Annotated in this window: 24 protein-coding genes; 11 read left to right on the top strand and 13 right to left on the bottom strand. The window is 54.7% G+C overall.

Annotated features, from left to right (window positions below):
• Nucleotides 1–10: 10 nt before the first annotated feature.
• The 4 genes from E3E37_RS02475 (at nt 11) to E3E37_RS02490 (ending at nt 3,442) form a co-directional block, all read left to right on the top strand.
• Complete coding sequence (locus tag E3E37_RS02475; RefSeq protein WP_088864465.1) at nt 11–1,438, top strand: DHHA1 domain-containing protein; 1,428 nt, start codon at nt 11–13, stop codon at nt 1,436–1,438.
• Nucleotides 1,428–1,688 carry a KEOPS complex subunit Pcc1 gene (locus E3E37_RS02480; protein WP_088864466.1) on the top strand — a complete coding sequence of 87 codons (261 nt, stop codon included), beginning with the start codon at nt 1,428–1,430 and terminating at the stop codon, nt 1,686–1,688. Before E3E37_RS02475 ends, E3E37_RS02480 begins: the two co-directional genes overlap by 11 nt.
• Nucleotides 1,689–1,703: 15 nt before the next feature.
• On the top strand, nt 1,704–2,306 hold the full coding sequence (locus E3E37_RS02485; RefSeq protein WP_088864467.1) for a 30S ribosomal protein S3ae: 603 nt from the start codon (nt 1,704–1,706) through the stop codon (nt 2,304–2,306).
• 80 nt (nt 2,307–2,386) lie between these two features.
• Nucleotides 2,387–3,442 carry an SPOUT family RNA methylase gene (locus E3E37_RS02490; RefSeq protein WP_167714609.1) on the top strand — a complete coding sequence of 352 codons (1,056 nt, stop codon included), beginning with the start codon at nt 2,387–2,389 and terminating at the stop codon, nt 3,440–3,442.
• A 126-nt stretch (nt 3,443–3,568) separates the two neighbouring features.
• Here the strand turns inward: E3E37_RS02490 and E3E37_RS02495 are convergent, their stop codons facing one another.
• The 7 genes from E3E37_RS02495 to E3E37_RS02525 all read right to left on the bottom strand — a co-directional run bounded on the left by E3E37_RS02495 (nt 3,569) and on the right by E3E37_RS02525 (nt 7,383).
• Nucleotides 3,569–4,282 (bottom strand): DUF92 domain-containing protein, encoded by a 714-nt coding sequence (locus tag E3E37_RS02495; protein WP_167714610.1) that lies wholly within the window; start codon nt 4,280–4,282, stop codon nt 3,569–3,571.
• Nucleotides 4,283–4,359: 77 nt separating this feature from the next.
• On the bottom strand, nt 4,360–4,809 hold the full coding sequence (locus E3E37_RS02500) for an Lrp/AsnC family transcriptional regulator (protein ID WP_088864470.1): 450 nt from the start codon (nt 4,807–4,809) through the stop codon (nt 4,360–4,362).
• A gap of 171 nt (nt 4,810–4,980) precedes the next feature.
• On the bottom strand, nt 4,981–5,277 hold the full coding sequence (locus E3E37_RS02505; protein WP_167714611.1) for a MazG nucleotide pyrophosphohydrolase domain-containing protein: 297 nt from the start codon (nt 5,275–5,277) through the stop codon (nt 4,981–4,983).
• A 3-nt stretch (nt 5,278–5,280) separates the two neighbouring features.
• A complete protein-coding gene (locus E3E37_RS02510) occupies nt 5,281–5,658 on the bottom strand; it encodes a helix-turn-helix transcriptional regulator (RefSeq protein ID WP_088864472.1) in 378 nt (125 codons plus the stop codon).
• A 56-nt stretch (nt 5,659–5,714) separates the two neighbouring features.
• Nucleotides 5,715–6,086 (bottom strand): Mov34/MPN/PAD-1 family protein, encoded by a 372-nt coding sequence (locus E3E37_RS02515; protein ID WP_088864473.1) that lies wholly within the window; start codon nt 6,084–6,086, stop codon nt 5,715–5,717.
• Between the two features lie 26 nt (nt 6,087–6,112).
• Nucleotides 6,113–6,496: a RidA family protein gene (locus tag E3E37_RS02520; RefSeq protein ID WP_088865763.1), complete on the bottom strand. Its 384-nt coding sequence runs from the start codon at nt 6,494–6,496 to the stop codon at nt 6,113–6,115.
• Between the two features lie 86 nt (nt 6,497–6,582).
• Nucleotides 6,583–7,383, bottom strand: a complete 801-nt coding sequence (locus tag E3E37_RS02525; protein ID WP_167715318.1) for a DUF2666 family protein — start codon at nt 7,381–7,383, stop codon at nt 6,583–6,585.
• Between the two features lie 117 nt (nt 7,384–7,500).
• On the opposite strand from E3E37_RS02525, the gene lonB reads away from it, so the two are divergent.
• From lonB to E3E37_RS02545, 4 genes are all read left to right on the top strand, one after another.
• On the top strand, nt 7,501–9,408 hold the full coding sequence (lonB, locus tag E3E37_RS02530) for an ATP-dependent protease LonB (protein WP_088864475.1): 1,908 nt from the start codon (nt 7,501–7,503) through the stop codon (nt 9,406–9,408).
• Nucleotides 9,409–9,513: 105 nt separating this feature from the next.
• Nucleotides 9,514–10,260 (top strand): Fe-S cluster assembly ATPase SufC, encoded by a 747-nt coding sequence (gene sufC, locus E3E37_RS02535; RefSeq protein ID WP_167714612.1) that lies wholly within the window; start codon nt 9,514–9,516, stop codon nt 10,258–10,260.
• Nucleotides 10,253–11,590 (top strand): SufD family Fe-S cluster assembly protein, encoded by a 1,338-nt coding sequence (locus E3E37_RS02540; protein ID WP_167714613.1) that lies wholly within the window; start codon nt 10,253–10,255, stop codon nt 11,588–11,590. The genes sufC and E3E37_RS02540 overlap by 8 nt, the downstream gene beginning before the upstream one ends.
• 111 nt (nt 11,591–11,701) lie before the next feature.
• Nucleotides 11,702–11,995: a hypothetical protein gene (locus tag E3E37_RS02545; RefSeq protein WP_167714614.1), complete on the top strand. Its 294-nt coding sequence runs from the start codon at nt 11,702–11,704 to the stop codon at nt 11,993–11,995.
• A 29-nt stretch (nt 11,996–12,024) separates the two neighbouring features.
• Here E3E37_RS02545 and E3E37_RS02550 read toward each other — a convergent pair whose 3' ends face one another.
• Genes E3E37_RS02550 through hydB form a run of 5 tightly spaced genes read right to left on the bottom strand, consistent with a single transcriptional unit; the run spans nt 12,025 to nt 16,607 of the window.
• The gene (locus E3E37_RS02550) at nt 12,025–12,486 is read right to left on the bottom strand and encodes a hydrogenase maturation protease (protein ID WP_088864479.1); all 462 of its coding nucleotides are present in this window, start codon (nt 12,484–12,486) and stop codon (nt 12,025–12,027) included.
• Nucleotides 12,487–12,531: 45 nt separating this feature from the next.
• Nucleotides 12,532–13,821: an NADPH-dependent hydrogenase/sulfhydrogenase 1 subunit alpha gene (gene hydA, locus E3E37_RS02555; RefSeq protein ID WP_167714615.1), complete on the bottom strand. Its 1,290-nt coding sequence runs from the start codon at nt 13,819–13,821 to the stop codon at nt 12,532–12,534.
• Complete coding sequence (hydD, locus tag E3E37_RS02560; protein WP_088864481.1) at nt 13,818–14,609, bottom strand: NADPH-dependent hydrogenase/sulfhydrogenase 1 subunit delta; 792 nt, start codon at nt 14,607–14,609, stop codon at nt 13,818–13,820. The genes hydA and hydD overlap by 4 nt, the downstream gene beginning before the upstream one ends.
• Nucleotides 14,610–14,619: 10 nt before the next feature.
• The gene (gene hydG, locus E3E37_RS02565) at nt 14,620–15,504 is read right to left on the bottom strand and encodes an NADPH-dependent hydrogenase/sulfhydrogenase 1 subunit gamma (protein ID WP_167714616.1); all 885 of its coding nucleotides are present in this window, start codon (nt 15,502–15,504) and stop codon (nt 14,620–14,622) included.
• Nucleotides 15,501–16,607, bottom strand: a complete 1,107-nt coding sequence (gene hydB / locus E3E37_RS02570; RefSeq protein ID WP_088864483.1) for an NADPH-dependent hydrogenase/sulfhydrogenase 1 subunit beta — start codon at nt 16,605–16,607, stop codon at nt 15,501–15,503. The genes hydG and hydB overlap by 4 nt, the downstream gene beginning before the upstream one ends.
• Nucleotides 16,608–16,865: 258 nt before the next feature.
• Here hydB and E3E37_RS02575 point away from each other — a divergent pair, with 258 nt between their 5' ends.
• From E3E37_RS02575 to E3E37_RS02585, 3 genes are read left to right on the top strand one after another with little or no spacing between them, the layout of a single operon-like run.
• Nucleotides 16,866–18,011, top strand: a complete 1,146-nt coding sequence (locus tag E3E37_RS02575; protein ID WP_167714617.1) for a PQQ-binding-like beta-propeller repeat protein — start codon at nt 16,866–16,868, stop codon at nt 18,009–18,011.
• On the top strand, nt 18,008–18,949 hold the full coding sequence (locus tag E3E37_RS02580) for an ABC transporter ATP-binding protein (RefSeq protein WP_088864485.1): 942 nt from the start codon (nt 18,008–18,010) through the stop codon (nt 18,947–18,949). Before E3E37_RS02575 ends, E3E37_RS02580 begins: the two co-directional genes overlap by 4 nt.
• Nucleotides 18,946–19,659: an ABC transporter permease gene (locus tag E3E37_RS02585; protein ID WP_088864486.1), complete on the top strand. Its 714-nt coding sequence runs from the start codon at nt 18,946–18,948 to the stop codon at nt 19,657–19,659. The genes E3E37_RS02580 and E3E37_RS02585 overlap by 4 nt, the downstream gene beginning before the upstream one ends.
• Here E3E37_RS02585 and E3E37_RS02590 read toward each other — a convergent pair.
• A complete protein-coding gene (locus tag E3E37_RS02590) occupies nt 19,653–19,826 on the bottom strand; it encodes a hypothetical protein (RefSeq protein ID WP_167714619.1) in 174 nt (57 codons plus the stop codon). The genes E3E37_RS02585 and E3E37_RS02590 overlap by 7 nt on opposite strands.
• Nucleotides 19,827–19,843: the final 17 nt, after the last annotated feature.

Genomic DNA, 19,843 nt, shown 5'->3' on the forward strand with positions numbered 1-19,843 from the left:
AGGTGGTAAAATGGACAGGGGCGCTTTCTTGGAGAAGGCCCGAGAGGGAGCAGAGCTAATCAAGATGCACATCGAGCTAGGGCACACTATCAGGATAATCTCGCACAGGGATGCCGATGGAATTACTGCTGGAGCGATTTTGGCGAGGGCCGTTGCCCGCGAAGGCGGAACGTTCCAGCTAAGCATCGTCAAGCAGCTCAGTGAGGAACTCATCCAGGAGCTTGCCTCTGAGAAGCACAGGATATACGTCTTCAGCGACCTTGGAAGCGGCTCAATAAGCCTCATCGAGAAACACCTTGAGGGGGCGACCGTTGTCGTTGCGGACCACCATCCCCCCGAGAAGGATGAGTTCTCCACGGATTCCCACGTGCTGGTGAACCCCGTTCCCTTCGGTGCCAACAGCGTTCGTGATTTGAGCGGTTCGGGGGTTGCCTACTTCGTCGCCAAGGAGATGAACGAGAGGAACATGGACCTGGCCTACATTGCCATCGTTGGAGCCGTTGGCGACATGCAGGAGATAGACGGAACCTTCCACGGGCTCAACAACGACATACTTGAAGACGGCAAGAGGCTGAATATCCTGGAGGTCAGAAAGGAGCTCCGACTTTTCGGGCGTGAAAGCAGGCCCCTGTACCAGATGCTGGCCTACGCCACCAACCCGGAGATTCCGGAGGTCACCGGAGACGAGAGGAAGGCCATAGAGTGGCTCCGGGCCAGGGGCTTCGACCCGGACATGAGGTACTGGCAGCTTCGCGAGGAGGAGAAGAGGAAGCTCCACGATGCCCTTGTGATACACCTCATCAAGCACGGTGCCCCCAAGGAAGCGATAGACAGGCTCATCGGCGACGTGGTGATAAGTCCGCTCTACCCGGAGGGCGATCCCAGACACGAGGCGAGGGAGTTCGCGACGCTCCTCAACGCCACCGGGAGGCTGAACGCCGGAACGCTCGGTGTTGCCATCTGCCTCGGCGATGAAGAAGCCTACAAGCGTGCCAGGAAAATGCTGGAGGACTACAAGAGGGAGCAGATAGAGGCGAGGAAGTTCCTCATTCAGAACTGGGGCATGGCCGACGAGGGAGAGCACGCCTACGTCTTCTACGCCGGCAAGAACATCAGGGACACGCTCGTTGGCATAGCGGCCAACATAGCGATAAATGCCGGCCTCGCGAACCCGGAGAAACCTGTCGTCGTTCTGGCGGACAGTGACGAGGACGAGAACCTCGTGAAGGGCTCGGCCAGGACAACGGAAAAGGCCCTGGCGAAGGGCTATCATCTCGGTGAGGCTCTCAGGGAAGTTGCAGAGAAGCTCGGCGGTGAGGGCGGCGGGCACGCAATTGCTGCCGGGATACGCTTCCCCAAAGGCAGGATAGACGAGTTCATACGGCTGTTCAACGAGGCCTTGGCCAGGCAGGTGGAGGGAAAGGGCGGTGAGGATTGAAGCTAGGGCGGAGATAGTCTGGCACTACGGCGATCCTGGAAGGGCCGAGGCGATAGCCGGGGCACTCGAAGTGGACAACGTGGGCCTTCCTGAGAGCCTAAAGAAAAGTTTAAATGTGCTAACCCGATGGGAAGATGGGGACGTCATAACAAAGGTTAAATACTCGGGTGAGATTGAGACACTCATCAAAGCGCTGGACGATTTGGTGTTTTCAATCAAAATCGCCGAAGATGTTACCGAAAAGGTGTGAACTGGAGGTGTTGGGATGGCAAAGGGTAACCCAAGGAAGAGGGCTGCTGCTACCAAGGATAAGTGGAAGATGAAAGAGTGGTACATAGTTTACGCTCCGGACTTCTTCGGGAGCAAGGAGATAGGTCTCACTCCAGCTGACGAGCCCGAGAAGGTCATCGGGAGGGTCATCGAAACCACCCTCAAGGACCTCACCGGCGACTTCACCAAGGGCCAGGTCAAGCTCTACTTCCAGATCTACGATGTCAAGGGCCAGAACGCCTATACCAAGTTCAAGGGGCACACCCTTGCGAGGAGCTACATAAGGAGCCTCGTCAGGAGGAGAACCACTCGCGTTGATGGGATATTCAACGTCACCACCAAGGACGGCTACAAGCTGCGCGTCATGGGCATGGTGATAGCCTACCGCAGGATACAGACCAGCCAGGAGAGGGCCATCAGGGAGATAATCAGGGACATCATCTACAAGAAGGCCGAGGAGCTGGACTACAAGGACTTCATCCTCGAAGCCGTCAGCGGCAAGATGGGAGCCGAGATTGCCAAGGAAGCGCGCAAGATATACCCGATCAAGAGGGCCGAGATAAGGAAGATCAAGGTCCTCGCCGAGCCGGAGGCTTGATGCCTCCCAATTCTATTCTCTCGCATCTTGCTCGGCAGGCTTTTAAGTGAGGAGCCGCTTTTTCTCCTGGAGGTGCCTTCATGAAGTTCATAATCAAGACCCAGCGGGGAATGGAGAGTGTAGCTGCCAACTACATACGGGAAGCCCTTCCAGACGCCAGCGTCTGGGCTTCTCCCATGGGCTACTCCGGCCTGGTCATCGTCGAGACCACCGATGAAAACGCCGGTGAGAAGGTGCTGGAGATACCTGAGGTGGAGAGGATTATCCCGGTCATTGTGGAGGTCCCGGCGGAGCTTGAGGAAATCGTGGAGAGCGCCGAGAGGCTCGCCCCTCTGATAGGAGAGGAGGAAACCTTCGCCGTGAAGACAAAGAGGCGCGGGAAGCACGGGTTCACCAGTATGGACGTCAATCGCGAACTCGGTGCGAGAATAAGGGAACTGACCGGCGCCGACGTCAACCTCAGCTGGCCTGACAAGGTCGTTCAGGTCGAGATAATAGGGGATAAAGCCTACATCTCGGTTCTACCTGGGGAGGAGTTCAGGAAGTTCACGCCTGACAAGATAGACGCCAGGAAGCTCTTCCGCAAGGTCACCCTCGTCCAGATGCCCTACTGGGGCGATTACAAGGCCTGCAGGAGCTTCGGTGAGAAGATAGGTCGAGCCGCTCAGGCTTTCGAGGTCAAGGAGCTTATCATAGCTCCAAAGGAAAAGATGGATGCCTTCGAGCTGGCGGAGTTCATAAGGGGCATTAAGGTCGGCCAGGAGAGCAGGTATCAGATACAGCGCGAGGCCTACCCCTGGAAGGTCGAGAAGGTTCCGGTCTCGGTCTGGGACCTCTACCAGGTCGTCAGGGACAAGAGGCGGAGCAAGAGGCTGCTCATCATCACCGACCCAAAGGGACCGACGCTGGCGGAGGTGAAGGAGCACATCGCAAGGGATATGTTCTACGCCAAGGAGATTGTCATCTTTGTCGGCTCCCGCGAGGGCATTCCACGCGGCCTCTTCCGCTTTGCGGACTACGTGGTGGATCTGGCTCCCTACATGACATTTGCAACTGAACACGGTATTCCCGCTGCTCTCGTCTCGCTTTGGGAGGTCTACGAAGAATACGCCCGAAGAAGGGAGAAAAAGGCATAGACTTTTCTTTTAATTCTATTAATTATGTTTCCGGCGAGGCGTCAGACCCTAAGGTCCTCCTCACCGCTCGGGAATCCACCGTACTCATCATCCGCCAACGGGGATTCTCGCGAGAATTTTAAAGCTTCACGCCAGGAGGTAGAAGAGTCCGGCACCCACGAAACCGCCAAAGAGCGATGCCAGAAAGTTCGTGGAGTTGTTGTTGGTGATCCCCTCTTTCTCAAGGGTTGCCCCTATTAGACTGTCCAGATTAACGCCGATGAAGCCTCCGAGGGTAACGGCCAGGAGCATTATGACCTTCTCGGACGTCACTGGGAGTGCAAAAAGGGCCATTATCAGGGCGCCTGCAAATGCGAACAGTTCCCCTGCCCATGAGACAGCGCCGTTTGTTCCAGGTTTAACTGGTTTAAGTGTTGTAATGAGCTTCGGGCTTTTCCCAAATATTTTACCCAGTTCACTTGCCAGTGTGTCCCCGTTAGCGGTTGCAATCGCGGCAAAACTGGCGGCCCAGAAAACGTCCATGTTAGAGAAGTACTCGAAGGTGAGAAAAATGACCGCGGCAAGTCCGTTGCCAAGGACGTTGCCCCAGCTTCTTATCCCGTTTCTGCTCTGGGCGGCGCCAAGCTTGGCCTTCTCCTTGAATTTGTACTTGGTGGCCAGAACGCCGAGGACCACGAAGGTTAGAAGTGCTGCAAACGGATACGCTCCACCCAACTCTATGACGGACAGGCCAAGGAGTGCCGCCGCAAGGGCCCCCTTAGCGTCCAGTGCCTTGAACCTGTAGGAGCCAAAGCCGAGTCCTGCAACCACTACAATGTCCACTGCCGCTCTCTCAAGCATCTCTGCCACCTGGGAGAAGTGCAGGAAGAGGCTTTATTATTCTTTCCCTCGGCGGTTGACGAAGGGAATAAAGGGAATTAAAGAACCTCGAACTTGACGGTCTCGGTCACGAAGGTTATGTCGAGCTTGTCAATGCCCGGTATCTTCTTGGAGACCTCGTTTATTATCTTCTCAAGCTCCTTCATATCCTTGGGGCCCACTATGTGAACCACGAGGTTGTGGGAACCGAGAGCGCGTTCGACGATCTTGATGTTCTCATCCTCAACGAGGATGGGGATTATCTCGTCAATATTGGCCGAGGGTTTGACCGTTATTCCAAGGATTACATGAACGTATCCCAGGGCATCGTAGTTGGGTATCACCGTGTACTTCCGTATGATGCCGTTCCTCTCCAAGCGGTCCATCCTGCGGGATATCCTCTGCCTGGTGGTGCCGAGAATCTCGGCAAGCTCCTTGTAGGTAAGGCGGGCGTTCTTGGCGAGGAGCTTCAAAATCTTTATGTCTATTCCGTTTATTTTATCAGCCATGTCTCCACCTCCCCCGAATTATGGTGGAAATTGAGCGCCCGATTATAAAAATGTTTCGATAAGTTGGAAGATTTCTAATCACTTGGTAACCTGCATCCCAGTGTTTCTTGTATAACTCAGTTATACGATAACTCTCTATGTTACAAATCCTTATCTCAATTGATGTAAATTTCATATGTTGCTCCACCTGTCCCTGTCCCGTTCCTGGTATTTTTCTATGGTCTCTCTGAGGGCTTCCGTGAGGTCCACACCGTAGTAATTGGCGATGCAGGAGAGGGCAAAGACAACATCACCAAGTTCTTCCTTCAGGTGCTCTCTGTCGCCGGAGCCCTTAACGCCCTCCACTTTAAGGAGTTCATCAGAGAGTTCCCCTATCTCCTCTATCAGGGCTGCGAGCATCTCAAACGGCTTCCAGTATCCTCCAAACTCCCTGACAATCCTATCGACTTCCCTTTGAAGGTCGTTCATCCCCTACACCAGCTCGATGCTGACCATATCCAAATACCTCTTAAGGGCCTCGGTGTTGGTTCTGTAGAAGTGCATCTTGCCCTCCTTCCGCTCCTCTATAAGCCCGAGTCCCTTGAGGGTTCTCAGGTGATGGCTTATGAGGGTCTGATCCTGGTCGAGTATCCTTGAGATTAGGCACACGCACAGCCAGTTGTCCTTCAGGAGTTTGAGTATCCTGAGACGGAGCGGATTTGAAATCGCCTTCAGGAACTTTATTGTATCGCTTTCCACCTGAAGGTCAACTTCCCTGTCCAGGTCAGGTATTCCACAGGTTTCCGCACACTGCAGGACTGTCTTCCTTTGCCTCTCATTTAGCTCGTCCAAAAGGTCCTTGATCTTCATGGGCAACACCTGTAACTGGATATGGTTGGTTTCCTTTTAAGAATTTTCACATGAGGTTATTCTACAACTTCAATCTTCAGTCTGGTCCCGTCACTGCGGTACGCTCTCACACTGTCTTCTGTGAAGGGATAGGCGATTATCAGGTGAACTCCCCCAAATTTTGAGAAGAAGTTCAAATCCGCCTGGGAAGGCCAGGGACTTGGCCCTGGATGGGAATGGACGGTTCCCTTGATGCTCTCATCGTAGGGCAGCATCCATGTGTCAAAGAACGCCGAGCTACTCCCAAAGTGCGGGTTCGGTGCTATCAGAACCTCCTCGAAGACTCCATCTTTCTCCCGCAGAAAGCCCGCGAACTCGTTCGGATAAAACTCGCGGGCAAGCTCCAGCAGGTACTCCAGAAGTTCGCGTCTAATTATTACCGCTTCCATTTCGCTCACCGAAAATATTTAAAAATTCAGAGGACTGCTATGGCCTCTATCTCCACATCAACCCCTTTGGGCAGGTTGGACACCTCAACGACGGCCCTGGCAGGTTTGGACTTCGAAAAGTAGCGGTTGTAGACTTCGTTGAATCTGGCGTAGTTTCCCATGTCCCTGATGTACACCGTCACCTTCACAACGTTTTCGGCGCTTCCTCCAGCGGCCTCGACAACCGCTAGGAGATTTTTGAGTGCCTGGTCTGCCTGTATCTCTATGTCACCGGTCACGAGCTCTCCAGTTTCTGGGTTTATCGGTATCTGCCCAGAGATGAAGAGAAACTTTCCTTCCGCAATGACTCCCTGGCTGTACGGTCCTATCGGCTTGGGTGCCCTTTCGGTGAGAACGGTCTCCTTCTTCATGCTTTCACCTCCGGAATTGAAATCAGCGAAGCGAAGACTCCTCATCGGTTCCCCCTCGGGTGTCCTTGGCCTCATCATGCCCCCATTCACTTCTTCTCCAGGTACTTCTCAAGGCTCTTGGCCGGGACGTCCAGGGAGAGCCCTATCTTCTCAAGGGCCTTCCTCAGGGCATAGACCCTCGCATGCTCCTGAAACGGGTCGGGAGCATAGTTCTCGGCCGGAAAATGCCTGTACTTCTCCACGACTGCCGGGATTTCGGCCTTCTTAACCTTCTTGAACTCACCGAACCAGGAGTCTATTCCCTTGACATCGATGCCCGCGTAGACTGGGAGCTTGAGCGTGATGCTCTCGTTTATACTCGCGAGAAGCCGGGCAACGTCTGCCATCGGGGTCTTGTCGTCGATTATGAGCCTTCTCACGGCCCTCCACTGGGTTTTTCCACTCACGTGGAACGCAACAAAGTTCACGTGGTCCTCGGTGTACGGGAAGACTATCCTGACCTCGCTCAGTGGCTCTTCCGGATACTCAACTGGAACCTTCTTCGAGAGCACTTCCCTCACGAGTACCGCCTTGGCCACGTCAACCAGGTGCTTTCTGAGCTTTTTGTCCTCTTCAAAGATGAGGGCACCGAGCTTTCTTGCCGTGCCCGGCGACTTGAGGGCAACAATGGCATCGCTCAGGTCCTTCCTCCCGATTTCCTCGGCGAGGCTCATTATGCCGGCAACGTTCATGACCTCCGTTAGGTACTCTGGTATCTTGGCATTGACGGTGTTGGAGATACTGGCAATGAAGTGGGCCACCTTCTCGTCCTCCATGTCTATCAGCCTGTCCGCCACCTTCCAGCTCCCGTGATGAGCCGTGAACACAATCTGATCTCCAACCTTCATCGCTTCCACCAAAGGCTATGGATAGCAAGGCCTATTTTAGCTTTTTCTTGACCTTCTCAAAAAAGTTATAAATCGCCCCGAGCATTCCAGTTTGAGAGAGTGGAAGAGGGAAGCAAAATGGGGGAAGACGAGAAGGTCAATAGGGAAGCCCTGGCCCCCAGGGAATATGGAGAGAGCCTTGATCTGGGCATGGAGTTCAACACGACCGAGGAGATTAAGGTACCCGAGAAGCTCATCGATCAGGTCATAGGTCAGGAGCATGCGGTTGAGGTTATCAGAACCGCTGCAACCCAGAAAAGGCACGTTCTTCTCATAGGTGAGCCGGGAACCGGTAAGTCAATGCTGGGTCAGGCGATGGCGGAGCTGTTGCCCACCGAGAATCTTGAGGACATACTCGTCTTTCCAAACCCCGAAGACGAAAACATGCCCAAGATAAAGACCGTCCCGGCCTGTCAGGGACGGAGAATAGTCGAGAAATACCGCGAAAAGGCCAAGGGGCAGGAGAGCATAAAATCGTACATCCTTTTGTTCGTCATGTTCACGGTCATGCTGGCACTGTTTATAGACTTCAGCGCGACCACGCTCCTTATGGGGCTTTTCGTGGTTATACTCACCATAATGGCGCTCTCCAACATGCGCCTCAAGGGTTCGGTTCTGGTTCCCAAACTGCTCGTTGACAACTGCGGCAGGAGCAAGGCACCGTTCATAGATGCAACCGGTGCCCACGCCGGGGCGCTCCTGGGTGACGTGCGCCACGATCCCTTCCAGAGCGGCGGCCTGGGAACTCCTGCCCACGAGAGGGTTGAGCCGGGGATGATACACCGTGCCCACAGGGGCGTTCTGTTCATAGACGAGGTGGCGACTCTCAGTTTGAAGATGCAGCAGAGCCTCCTGACGGCTATGCAGGAGAAGAAGTTCCCGATAACCGGCCAGAGCGAGATGTCGAGTGGTGCAATGGTCAGGACGGAGCCAGTCCCATGTGACTTCGTCCTCGTCGCCGCTGGAAACCTCGACACCGTTGACAAGATGCACCCTGCCCTCCGTTCGCGTATCAGGGGCTACGGTTATGAGGTTTACATGCGCACCACGATGCCGGACACCATTGAGAACAGGCGCAAGCTCATTCAGTTCGTTGCTCAGGAAGTCAAACGCGATGGCAAGATTCCGCACTTCACCCGCGATGCAGTGGAGGAGATAGTTAGGGAGGCCCAGAAGCGCGCCGGCAGGAAGGGGCACCTCACGCTTCGCCTCCGTGACCTTGGCGGTATCGTAAGGGCAGCTGGTGATATAGCCGTCAAGAAGGGCAAGAAGTACGTGGAGCGTGAGGACGTCCTTGAAGCCATAAGAATGGCCAAGCCGCTGGAGAAGCAGCTTGCTGACTGGTACATAGAGAGGAAGAAGGAGTACCAGGTAATCAAAACCGAGGGAAGCGAGATTGGACGGGTGAACGGCCTCGCGGTTATCGGCGAGCAGAGCGGTATAGTGCTTCCGATCGAGGCTGTGGTTGCCCCTGCGGCGAGCAAGGAGGAGGGCAAGATAATCGTCACCGGAAAGCTGGGCGAGATAGCAAAGGAAGCGGTTCAAAACGTCTCGGCAATAATCAAGCGTTACAAAGGAGAGGACATAAGCCGCTATGATATACACGTCCAGTTCCTCCAGACCTATGAGGGCGTTGAGGGTGACTCTGCCAGCATAAGCGTTGCCACCGCCGTTATCTCGGCCCTTGAGGAAATACCAATAAGGCAGGACGTCGCTATGACCGGTTCGCTCAGCGTTCGCGGTGAGGTGCTCCCGATAGGCGGAGCGACGCCAAAGATTGAAGCGGCGATCGAGGCTGGAATAAAGACTGTGATAATACCCAAGAGCAACGAGAAGGACGTCTTCCTCAGCAAGGACAAGGCCGAGAAGGTGCAGATATTCCCCGTCGAGACCATAGATGAGGTTCTCGAAATAGCCCTTGAGGAAGGAGAGAAGAAGCGGGAGCTTCTAAGGCGCATAAGAGAGGCCCTCCCGCTTTCCCTTTGAGTTCTCTTTTGTCTCCTGTGGGGACATTTCTTTCATAGTCTTCTACACCTTTGTCCAGAAATGCTTAAAAAACGTCCCAATCACGTTACCCAAGGAGGTGAGCTAATGCTCAAAGTTGAGAACCTTCACGTCTCGGTAGATAACAAGAAGATCCTCGATGGGGTGAATCTGGAGGTTCTTCCCGGCGAGTTTCACGTGATTATGGGCCCAAACGGCTCCGGGAAGTCCACGCTGGCTCTTACGATCGCCGGCCACCCGAGGTACTCGGTTGATGAGGGGAGAATAACCTTCAACGGTGAGGACATTACGGAGCTTGGCCCGGACGAGAGGGCGAAGAGGGGGATAATGCTTGCCTTCCAGCATCCGCACGAGGTGGAGGGAGTTAAAATAATTGAGTTCCTCCAGCAGGTTCTCGCGGAGCTCAAGGGACTGGACCCCGTTGAAGCCTACGACCTGATAGTTGAAAAGGCCAAGGAGCTGTGGTTCAGCGAGGATGATCTGCACCGCTACGTGAATGTGGGCTTCTCCGGAGGAGAAAGGAAGAGGCTTGAACTTCTCCAGGCGATTCTCATCGAGCCAAAGCTTCTCATCCTGGACGAGCCGGACAGCGGTGTGGACGTTGATTCCCTCAGCGTCATCAGCAGGAAGATAGAGGAGCTCCATGAGAATGGGACGGCCGTTCTTCTGATAACCCACTATGGAAGGATACTCGGACACCTCGATCCCAGCAGGTTCAGGGTTCACGTCATGCGCGAGGGGAGGATAGTGCTCGAGAGAGGCGGTGAGTTCGTTAGAGAGATTGAGGAGAAGGGCTTCCAGAAGATATTCGAGGAGTGTGGTTGCGATGAGTGAGATAACTGTTCAGGAGGCCAAGGAGATAATAGCGCAGGAGATAGAGAACCTCGCCAGGAGAAACAAAGAGCCGGAGTGGATGACGCGGATAAGGAACAAGGCTCTGGAGGCATTCGAGAGGGCTCCCCACAGGGACCCAATAATCAGCGAGGAGGAGCTGCTTCAGTTCATCGCCAAACCCGAGATAGAGGGTCTTCCTGCTCACATCGAGAGCCTCGACGACCTGCCGCCGGAGATGAAGGCCCTCCTCGACAGACTGGGCATTTCAGAGGTCGAGCAGAAGTACATAGCCGGTCTGGCCGTTCAGACGGACACGGGTGTAATCTACAACGAGTTCCTCAAGGAGTGGGAGAAGAAGGGGTTGATAGTGCTCCCCATGGAAGAGGCCGTCAGGAGGTACCCGGACGTTGTTAAGAAGCACTTCCTTCAGATGTTCCAGGCGGACGAGAGCAAGCTTACCGCATACCATACTGCCGTCTGGAACGGTGGGATATTCCTCTACGTCAAGGAAGGGCTGAAGGTTCCCTTCCCGCTCCACCTGTTCTTCCTTATCCAGGAGAGCGCCCTAGCCCAAGCACCTCACATAATCATCATAGCCGAGCCAAACAGCGAGTTCCACCTCATAGAGGGCTGTACCGCCCCGGTGCTCGTTAAGCACTCACTCCACCTCGACATGACCGAGGCATACATCGGCGACGGCGCTAGGGCACAGCTTACAGTCCTCCAGAACTGGCCAGAGTACGTGCACACAAGACCGATGACCAGGGCAAGAATTGGTAAGGGCGCGCGCTTCATCAACACCACCGTCGGCCTCGGAACGGGCAGGAGCAACATAGCCAATCCCAAGTACTGGGTGGACGAGAACGGCTACGTCGAGCTGAACGGCATAATCCTCGGCCAGAAGGACTGGTACGTTGACCTCGGCGGTGAGATGTACCTCCGGGGCAGGGGCGCCGCCGGAATAAACGCGAGCAAGGCAGTCATAATGGACGAGAGTACCGTGATAACGAGGGGCGTCATCAGGGCAGAGGCGCCGAAGACGAAGGGGCACATAAGCTGCGACGCCCTGCTGATGAGCGACAGAGCCGTAATGGAGACCTACCCCGGCCTTGTGAGCAGGGTCGATGATGCAGAGCTGAGCCACGAAGCGGCCATAGGCAAGATACGTGAGGAGGAGCTGTTCTACCTGATGTCAAGGGGACTCAGCGAGGAGAAGGCGACTCAGCTCATCGTCAAGGGCTTCCTTGAACCCATGCTGAAGGACATCCCGATGGAGTTCCTCGTGGAGATAAGGAAGATAATAGAGCTGGCTGTCAGCGGCGGTATGTGATTGAAAAATTTTTCTTTTTGTCTTCTGACGCCCCTAATTTTTCCCGCTTTTTGCCCGGAACTCCTAACGAAGTGTTTTAACCCATCCACCATTTTCCCGTAAGGTGATAACATGGACCCGATGGCAAAGGCTTTTGAAGAGGCCAAAAAGAACCCGGAAATGAGGAAAAAGCTGAAGGTGAAGGCCGCCTTTTCGATGCTACTGTTCGTGATGTTCCTGGGTGTGATATTCATAACGGTTGGGACGGCAATTGCCAGTAAAAACGGCAGCTTTCTGGGAATGACCCAGCTCGACTTCCTCAAGCTCCGCGCCCGCTACGGCATCGTCATGATGCTCCTCATAATAATCCATCTGCTGATGAACAGAAGCATCATGAAGAAGGAGCTGGAGATGCTGTTTGGTTGATCTCTTCGGTTCTTCAATTCAGTTTTTATTTAATTCCATGATTCAGCTTCTGCAAGTTTTTCAACGAGTTCGACCACTTTGGGGAGGGCCTTCTCGACTTCCTCGCTCAGCTCCATGCCTAGGTCTACCTCCTTTGCAACGACGCCAATGAAGTGTATATCCGCTTTGGCAAGGCGCTCATCCAGGGCCATTAGAAGCTTAAGGCCGTCTATCGCTCCCATAAAGTGGGCGCTCCTTATCTCCCCCTTCAGCTTCTCGAAGACCTCCTCGCCCCTCAGGTGGATTATCTTTCCGGGCTCAAACTTTTCGCTCAGGATTGCATCAATGATTATCAACCGCTCCTCGCCTTTGTAGTGGGCGGAGAGCATGAATATGTCCGTGCCGACATCGAGAACGTTGTAGCCTTTTTCCGCGAGTATTCTTCCGGCTTTGAGGCCGACTCCGTCGTCCTTCATAAGCTCGTTGCCGAGTGCGAGAATCAGTGTCCTCATTCGCAGACCTCCGGGAAAGAATAGAGTGGGAGAATAAAAAGTTGCCTAAAGCCTCGCCACGTGCACCGAACAGGAGATGCACGGGTCGTAGGCCCTAACTACCATCTCCGCGAGGTACTTGAGCCTCTCCGGGTCGTCGTTGTAGTGCTTCTCGGCCATCATCCTCACGTGGACTTCCATCATGGCGAGGTTGAAGGCCGTGGGCGTTATGATGTCTGCATAGGCGACCCTTCCGTCCTTGACTTTGATGGCGTAAACGAGTATCCCGCGCGGTGCCTCCGTTGTGGAAACGCCGAACCCGTCCCTTATCTCGACCTCGTCCCTCGGCCTTATCGGCCACCTCGCCAGGGCCTCGTCTATGAGGTCTATCGCCCTTTCGGTGAAGTAGACCAGCTCAAGGGCCTGGGCGAGGTTGTTGGCGAAGGGGTTGGTCGACCTGAGTAAGTCCTTGTGGCTCTCGTAGAGCTCCTTTGCCCTTCCGTAGAGCTTATCTGCATGATTGACGACGCGCGATATGGCTCCCGTCATGAAGGGCTTCTCGTCGTTATAGAAGCTGTGCTTGGCGAAGCTGTGCTCCACAACCCGCTCAACCATGTGCTTCTTGTAGTCCTCGCTCGGGAACTCAAAGCCATCGCTGACACTTATGGCGTCACCGTAGATTCCATACACGTCATCCCTCGGCTTCACGGCCATGTGGATTATCGGTCCCTCGACCTCCTCATACTGCTCAAGCTTGGAGAACAGCTCGAAGGTGTACTCGGCCTTCGGGAGGGCCTCCTGGAGGCGCCTCTTCATCTTCTCAAGGGTAGCCCTGCCGGGCAGCTTGCCGAAGCCTCCGAGAACGACGTTCTCCTGGTGTATTGCCCTCGCACCGAGCTCATCCATCATCCAGCTTCCGAGATTCTTGAGATCGAGGGCTATGCCTATCTCCTTCTTGTACTCGTCCACCATCTTGAGCGGGTTGGAGTAGCCGAGGTAGTCCGGAAGGACTAAGAGGTAGAGGTGCAGAGCGTGGCTCTCTATCATGTCGCCGATGTATAGAACCTCCCTGAGCGCTTGGATCTCCTCGCGCGGTTCAAAGCCAATCGCCTTTTCAGCGGCTTCCACCGCGGTGAGCTTGTGGGCAGCCGAACAGAATGAGCATATCCTCGGGTAGACCGCCAGGGCCTCGTCGAGCTTCTTACCCACGGTGATGGCCTCGAAGAACCTTGGCCCCTCTATGATGTTGAGCTTGACCTCCTTGACCCCCTCGTCGCCCACTATGATCTCCACACCGCCCTTGCCCTCAACGCGCGCTATGTGGTCAACGGTGATCGGAAGGTAGAGGCTCTTCATTCTTCCACCCCCTGGAATATCTTCTCAACCATCTCTTCGAGCTTCGGGTTGTGGGCGTTGAACATCTTCATGCGCTCCAGTATCTCCTCCTTGGTGAGTCCCTTCTCCTTGAATGTCTTGGCCAGTGAGTCGAACCAAGCAACATCGTAGCCTATCGCGCCGCGGCAACCGATGCATGCTACCCCGAATCCAGGACACCTCGCGTCGCAGCCGGCCCTCGTTATCGGTCCAAGGCACGGTTCGCCTTTCTCAATGAGAATGCACGGGTGTCCCTTCAGCCTGCACTCAACGCAGACGGGGTAGTCGATGTCCTCCGGCCAGGAGCCGACGAGGAAGGTGCCTATCGCGTAGAGGAAGTCCTTCTTCTCCGGCGGGCAGCCGTAGATGCGGTAGTCGACTTTGATGTAGTTTTCAACGGGCTCGGCCATCTTCGGCTCGAACTTGACCTTTCCGTCGCCGTAGACGGTCTTCCAGAGCTCCTCAAGGCTCTTGTCCTTCTCCCAGCTCTGCACACCGCCGTGGACGGCACAGGAGCCGACGGCGACGACTATCTTCGCGTTCTCGCGTATCTTCTTGACGAGCTCAATCTCTTCCTCGGTGGAGACGCTTCCCTCGATGAAGGCTATGTCCACCGGCTCGTCCTCGTAGCTGTCCCTCTCGACCATGAACCAGCAGACGATTTCAGCGTGCGGGAGCAGCTGGAGGAGCTCGTCCATCATGGCCAGCTGGAGCTGACAGCCGTAGCATGAGGTGAGAGCGTAAAATCCAATCCTGACCTTCTTCTCCATCTCCACCACCTCAGTCCAGTAAGCCAGGCGTTGATACTATGTCAAAGTACGTGAAGACCGGGCCATCCTTACAGATGTACTTCCAGCTCGTGCTCGTTCCGACGTTGCAGTGGCCGCACTTTCCTATTCCACACTTCATCTTCCTCTCCAGCGTGACGAATATGTTCTCAGGCCTGTAACCGTAGTTGATGAGGGACTCGAAAACGGCCTTGTACATCCTGGGCGGACCGCAGATGGCAACGGCAGTGTTCTTCGGGTTGGTGTTGGCCTCAACTATGAAGTTCTGCGGCCTTCCGTGCAGTCCCGGCCACTCCGGGTCGCGGGTGACGCTCTGGATTATCTTGACGTTCTCGGCCTCGGCGAGGTCCTTCATGGCCTCAAGCTCCTTGTAGAACAGGAGGTCCTTTCCATAGCGGGCCGTGTTGATGAAGGTTATGTTGCCGTACTTCCAGCGGTTGTCCATGGCGTAGAGGAAGACGCTCCTGAGCGGGGCGGTGCCAAGGCCGGCCGCTATGAGCAGTAAATCCATTCCCTCCCAGTCGTCAACGGGAAAGCCGTTTCCATAGGGGCCGCGAACGAGGACGGTGTCTCCGGGCTGGAGTCTGTGGATAACCGTGGTGACCCTTCCGGCTTTCCTGATGCACAGCTCAAAGAACCCTTTCCTCATGGCGGAGGAGCATATGCTTATAGGAACCTCTCCGACACCGGGTATGGTGAGCTGGACGAACTGACCGGGCCGGAAGGTCCATTTCTCCGCCAGCTCTGGGTCTTCGAACCTGAAGAGGAACAGTTTCTCCTTCTCGGTCAGCTGGTAAACCTTGAGCACCTTGGCCTTGTGGAGCGCGTAGGGGTTTTCGTTGGGCATCATAATCTCTCTGGGAACTACCTCGCTCATATGTCCTCACCCCTTATCTCCGAGGCGTAGGCGAATCCCCTCTTCGGGATCTCCTCGCTTATTTCGGACGGACAGGTCTTTTCACCCTCGAGACCCATGATCGTGCGCAGGTTCTTCACGAAGCTTATTCCCGCCGGGCAGAAGTAGGTGCACCTTCCACAGCCGACGCAGTAACTTATGCCGAGCTTCTCGTTGTAGGAGTTCTTACAGAGGTACCTGTTGCGGAAGCGGTCCTTCTTGGTCGGTCTGAAGTTGTGCCCCCCTGCAACCAGACCGTGGCTCCTGAGCTGGCAGGAGTCCCAGCGCCTCTCGCGGTAGCCGGTGTTCCCGTCGAGGTTGACTATGTCCTGCACCTCGTAGCAGCGACAGGTCGGGCAGGTGGTGTTGCAGTTGCCGCAGGCGAGACAAATTTCCGCCTGCTCGTCCCACATCGGATGCTCCATTTCCAGCTCGAGCAGGTAGCGCAGGTTGCTCCAGTCCTCGTGGTATCTAAACGACCTGGAGCGCCTGTTCTCAAACTCCCTGAAGTTGCAGATGTCCTCGGTGGTGACCTCCTCGAAGAGCTTGATGTTCTTGTCTACTATGCGGTGCCCGGTTGGGGTTCCAACGCGGACGAGCCAGCCGTCGGGGAGCTCGTGCAGGAACAGGTCAAAGCCGTCGTCTGCAAAATCGGTCTCGCGGAGGTTGCAGAAGCAGTACTCGTCGGGCATACAGCTGATGCCTATGATGATGCCTTTCTCACGCCTTACCCTGTAGTACTTGTCCGGGAGTTCGTCGAGGTAAACCGTGTCGAGCACCTTGAGGCCAAAGATGTCGCAGGCGTGGAGACCGAAGAGTATGAACGGTTCGACATCCTCTATGACCTCCCTGTACTCCGCTTTTGCAAGGTTGAACTCGAAGAGCTTCTCCCTCGGCAGGAAGAAGAACTTCTTCGGCGGCATTATGGTCCTGTTGTAGTGGAACTCGACCTTCCTGACGTCGTCTATTTCCCTGAAGTCGTAGAACTTCTCGGATATCTTAACCGGGGCGTAGAGCTTGCCCCATTCCTTCAGCCTTTCGAGGAACGCATACGTGTTCTCCTTCGGGAGCTTAACGTATCTCAACCCAACCACCTCCAATGAACATAACTATGCATGTGCTCATCTTTGTCCCCTCAATTGAGGCTTGGCCGGAGGTTAAAAAAGCGTTTTTAAACCCGAAAATTCTAAACCAAAGGTTGAGAAGAGTTCGTTGAGCCTAACACGCGGTTCTTTGGATTACATCTTCACATCGGAGGGACTTTTCCTAAAGTTCTCCACACCGTTAGAGCGATGAACCACTAACGATTTAAAGCCCAAGGGCGACCCCCAAGGGGTGGAAAAATGAGGTGGCCGTTACCTTTCATCCTGATTCTCCTCACGTTGACCCTCGTAAGTGCCCAGCCCAACTGGGAGTGGACGTACCACGACGAGTGCATAGTGTTCTCCATGGCCTTTAACGATAGGGGGGACCTGGCCCTTGGTTTCGGCTACGATGCCATACTCCTCAACCCCAACGGGAGCAGGGAGTTCAAGGCCCCTGTGAGGGGCTTTGCGTATTCGATTGCCGTTAGCGGGAACGGAACCGTCATCGTTGGAACCGACGGCAACTGGGTTCAGTTTTTTGACTCTGGTGGAAGGCTTTTGAGGGAATACAAGACCGAAAACGTCGTTTACAGTGTGGACACTTCGCGGGATGGAAGGAAGGCTGTGGCTGGAAACGTTGATGGTTTCGTGTACTTCTTCAAAGACATGAAACCCGTGTGGAAGAGGAGCATAGGCTCTTACCTCTGGAGTGTAGTCCTTGTTGGTGACAGAATCCTGGTTGGCGGTGATGAGGGTAGATTCGTTGCCTTTGGGGACGATGGAAACCCCATTTTCAACCTTACCCTTCCCGGGGAAGTGAAAAAAGTTGCAGGGGACGGGGAAATGGCCGTTGCCCTGGCGGTTTCTCCGGATGAGACATGGAGTTCCGTCTACGCCTTCAACTGGAACGGGAAAGAGCTCTGGGAGAAGACTTTCGATGGCCTCATCCGGGATATGGAGTTCGATGGGAAGGGAATAGCGCTGGGGGGCAGCCTCAATGAGGTCATTCTCCTCGACAGAGAAGGGAACGTGGTGTATTCCGTACCCTTCTACCTTCTCGTCACCGACGTGGCGACCGCTGAAGGTTACACCCTGGCTACCGGCGGCGACGAAGCGGTTCTCGTTGCTCCAAACGGGACGGTCCTCTGGGATTACTCCCCCAACGAGACCGTTGAGAAGGTAGCGATATCTCCTGGGGCGAGGTACTTGGCCCTTTCACGCAGGTTCCACGGCAAGGACATCTGTGAGGCAAACGTTGACTTTATGAGTCTTGGGGAGCATGAATCCAGTACTGCCCCTGAGGTGCCGCCCAGAAGGGAGCTCGGAAGTCCCTTGGTGGCGGCTGGACTGGGTGCATTCATACTGCTGGTGCTCGCACTCCTGTGGAGGGAGATGAGAGAGTGAGGCGGGTTATAGAGGCAAAGGGACTTACAAAGAGGTACGGTGACTTCACTGCCGTCGATGGGATAAGCTTTGAGGTCAAGAAGGGGGAGATATTTGGTTTCTTGGGCCCCAACGGTGCGGGAAAAACAACCACCGTAAGGATGCTCTCAACGCTGACCCCCATAACGGCGGGCGAAGCCTATGTAAACGGATATGACGTTAAGACCCAGCGACTGTACGTTAAGCGCAGCATAGGAGTTGTCCCCGACGTCTCAAACCTGTACGATGAGCTGACGGTTGAGGAGAACCTCCGCTTCCTTGCGAGGCTCTACGATGCCCCGATGGAAAACGTCTCCCGCCTGATAAGGGACTTCAACCTTCCTTCGAAGAAAAAGTTTGGAAAGCTCAGCTCGGGCTACAGGAGAAGGGCAACTATCGCGGCGGCACTCATCCACGAACCTCCAGTGCTCTTTATGGATGAACCCACCGTGGCCCTGGATGTTCAATCCGCCAAGCTCGTCAGGGAGATGATACTGGCACTCAACAAAATGGGAAAGACGATTTTCCTGACGACCCACAACATGGCCGAGGCAGAGAGACTGCCCCACAGGATAGCAATAATCAACCGGGGAAAAATCGTCACCATTGGAAAGAGAAGTGAACTGAGAAGGCTCGTGGGGGCTGGGGTTAGGATTCGGCTCAAGGTAGAGCCCATCAGCAACAGACTTTTGAAGTTCCTGGAGCCTTACAATCCTGTATTTGACGAGGATTCTATAGTGGTGACCGTTGATGACCCCGACGGGTTTCTGGAGGACTTCTTGAGGATCAAGGAAGAGGTTGGATTCGCTGTGAGGCATCTCTCCACGGAGCTCCCGAGCATAGAGGAGGTCTTTCTTGAGCTTACGGATGACAACGAGGAGAGAGTCTGTCCGGCGACCTGCGGAGGGTGTCCGATATGAAAAAGGTTCTCGTCATAGTTAACAAGGAGCTCAGGGAATACCTCCTGAAGCCGGGCTCAATCAGCTGGGGACTTATATTTCCCCTGGTATTCACCTTGGCTTTCATCGTCCGCTTCGGAGACGTTGACCACCTTGCCCCTGGCCTGGTCAGCATCTCGTCCCTCTTCGCCACGACCTCATTCGTCTCTTCGTCTCTGATTTTTGAAAGGCGGCTGAAAACGTTCGAACGCCTCCTCCTTGCGCCCATAAGATACGGGGAAATAGTGGTCGCCAAGGTTCTCGTTGGCTCACTCTTTGGCCTCATGGTGAGCCTCGTAACCCTTCTCCTTGTGAGGTACTTTATGGTGTATCCCGTGTGGAACTGGCCGCTGACTGCCATCTTTCTAATCCTGGCCAACGTGGCCTTCTCTTCCTTTGGTGTCTACGTGTCCCTCACCGTTGAGAACCCGATAAACGTTATGACGTGGCTCAACCTGCTCAGACTCCCGATGATATTCACGAGCGGAGCGCTGGCATCGCTAACACTCTTTCCGAAGTGGTTCGTCGTTGTCGGTCTCTTAACGCCCATGACGTACTCGGTTGAGGGGCTCAGGTATTCGATGCTGTACTACTACGACATCGTGGCACCTCTGTACGCCTTTCTGACCCTCCTCCTGACGGCCCTGATTTTTATCACCCTTTCCGTGAGGAGGATAAAGGCCCTCTACTGACCCGAGGCCCTCCTTCCTATCCGAAGGGCCAAGAACAGGACTATCATGAAGATCGTTATGTAGTAGCTCCACTGAAAGGGTACGAGACCCATTATCCCGAGAGTGTAGATGACCGTTAGAATGATGACCACGACGAGCAGGATTCGGTAGAACGTCTTCCGCTTCATATTCCCACCAGGAAAAA

The organism is Thermococcus sp. ES12 (assembly GCF_012027515.1).
Classification (GTDB): domain Archaea; phylum Methanobacteriota_B; class Thermococci; order Thermococcales; family Thermococcaceae; genus Thermococcus; species Thermococcus barossii.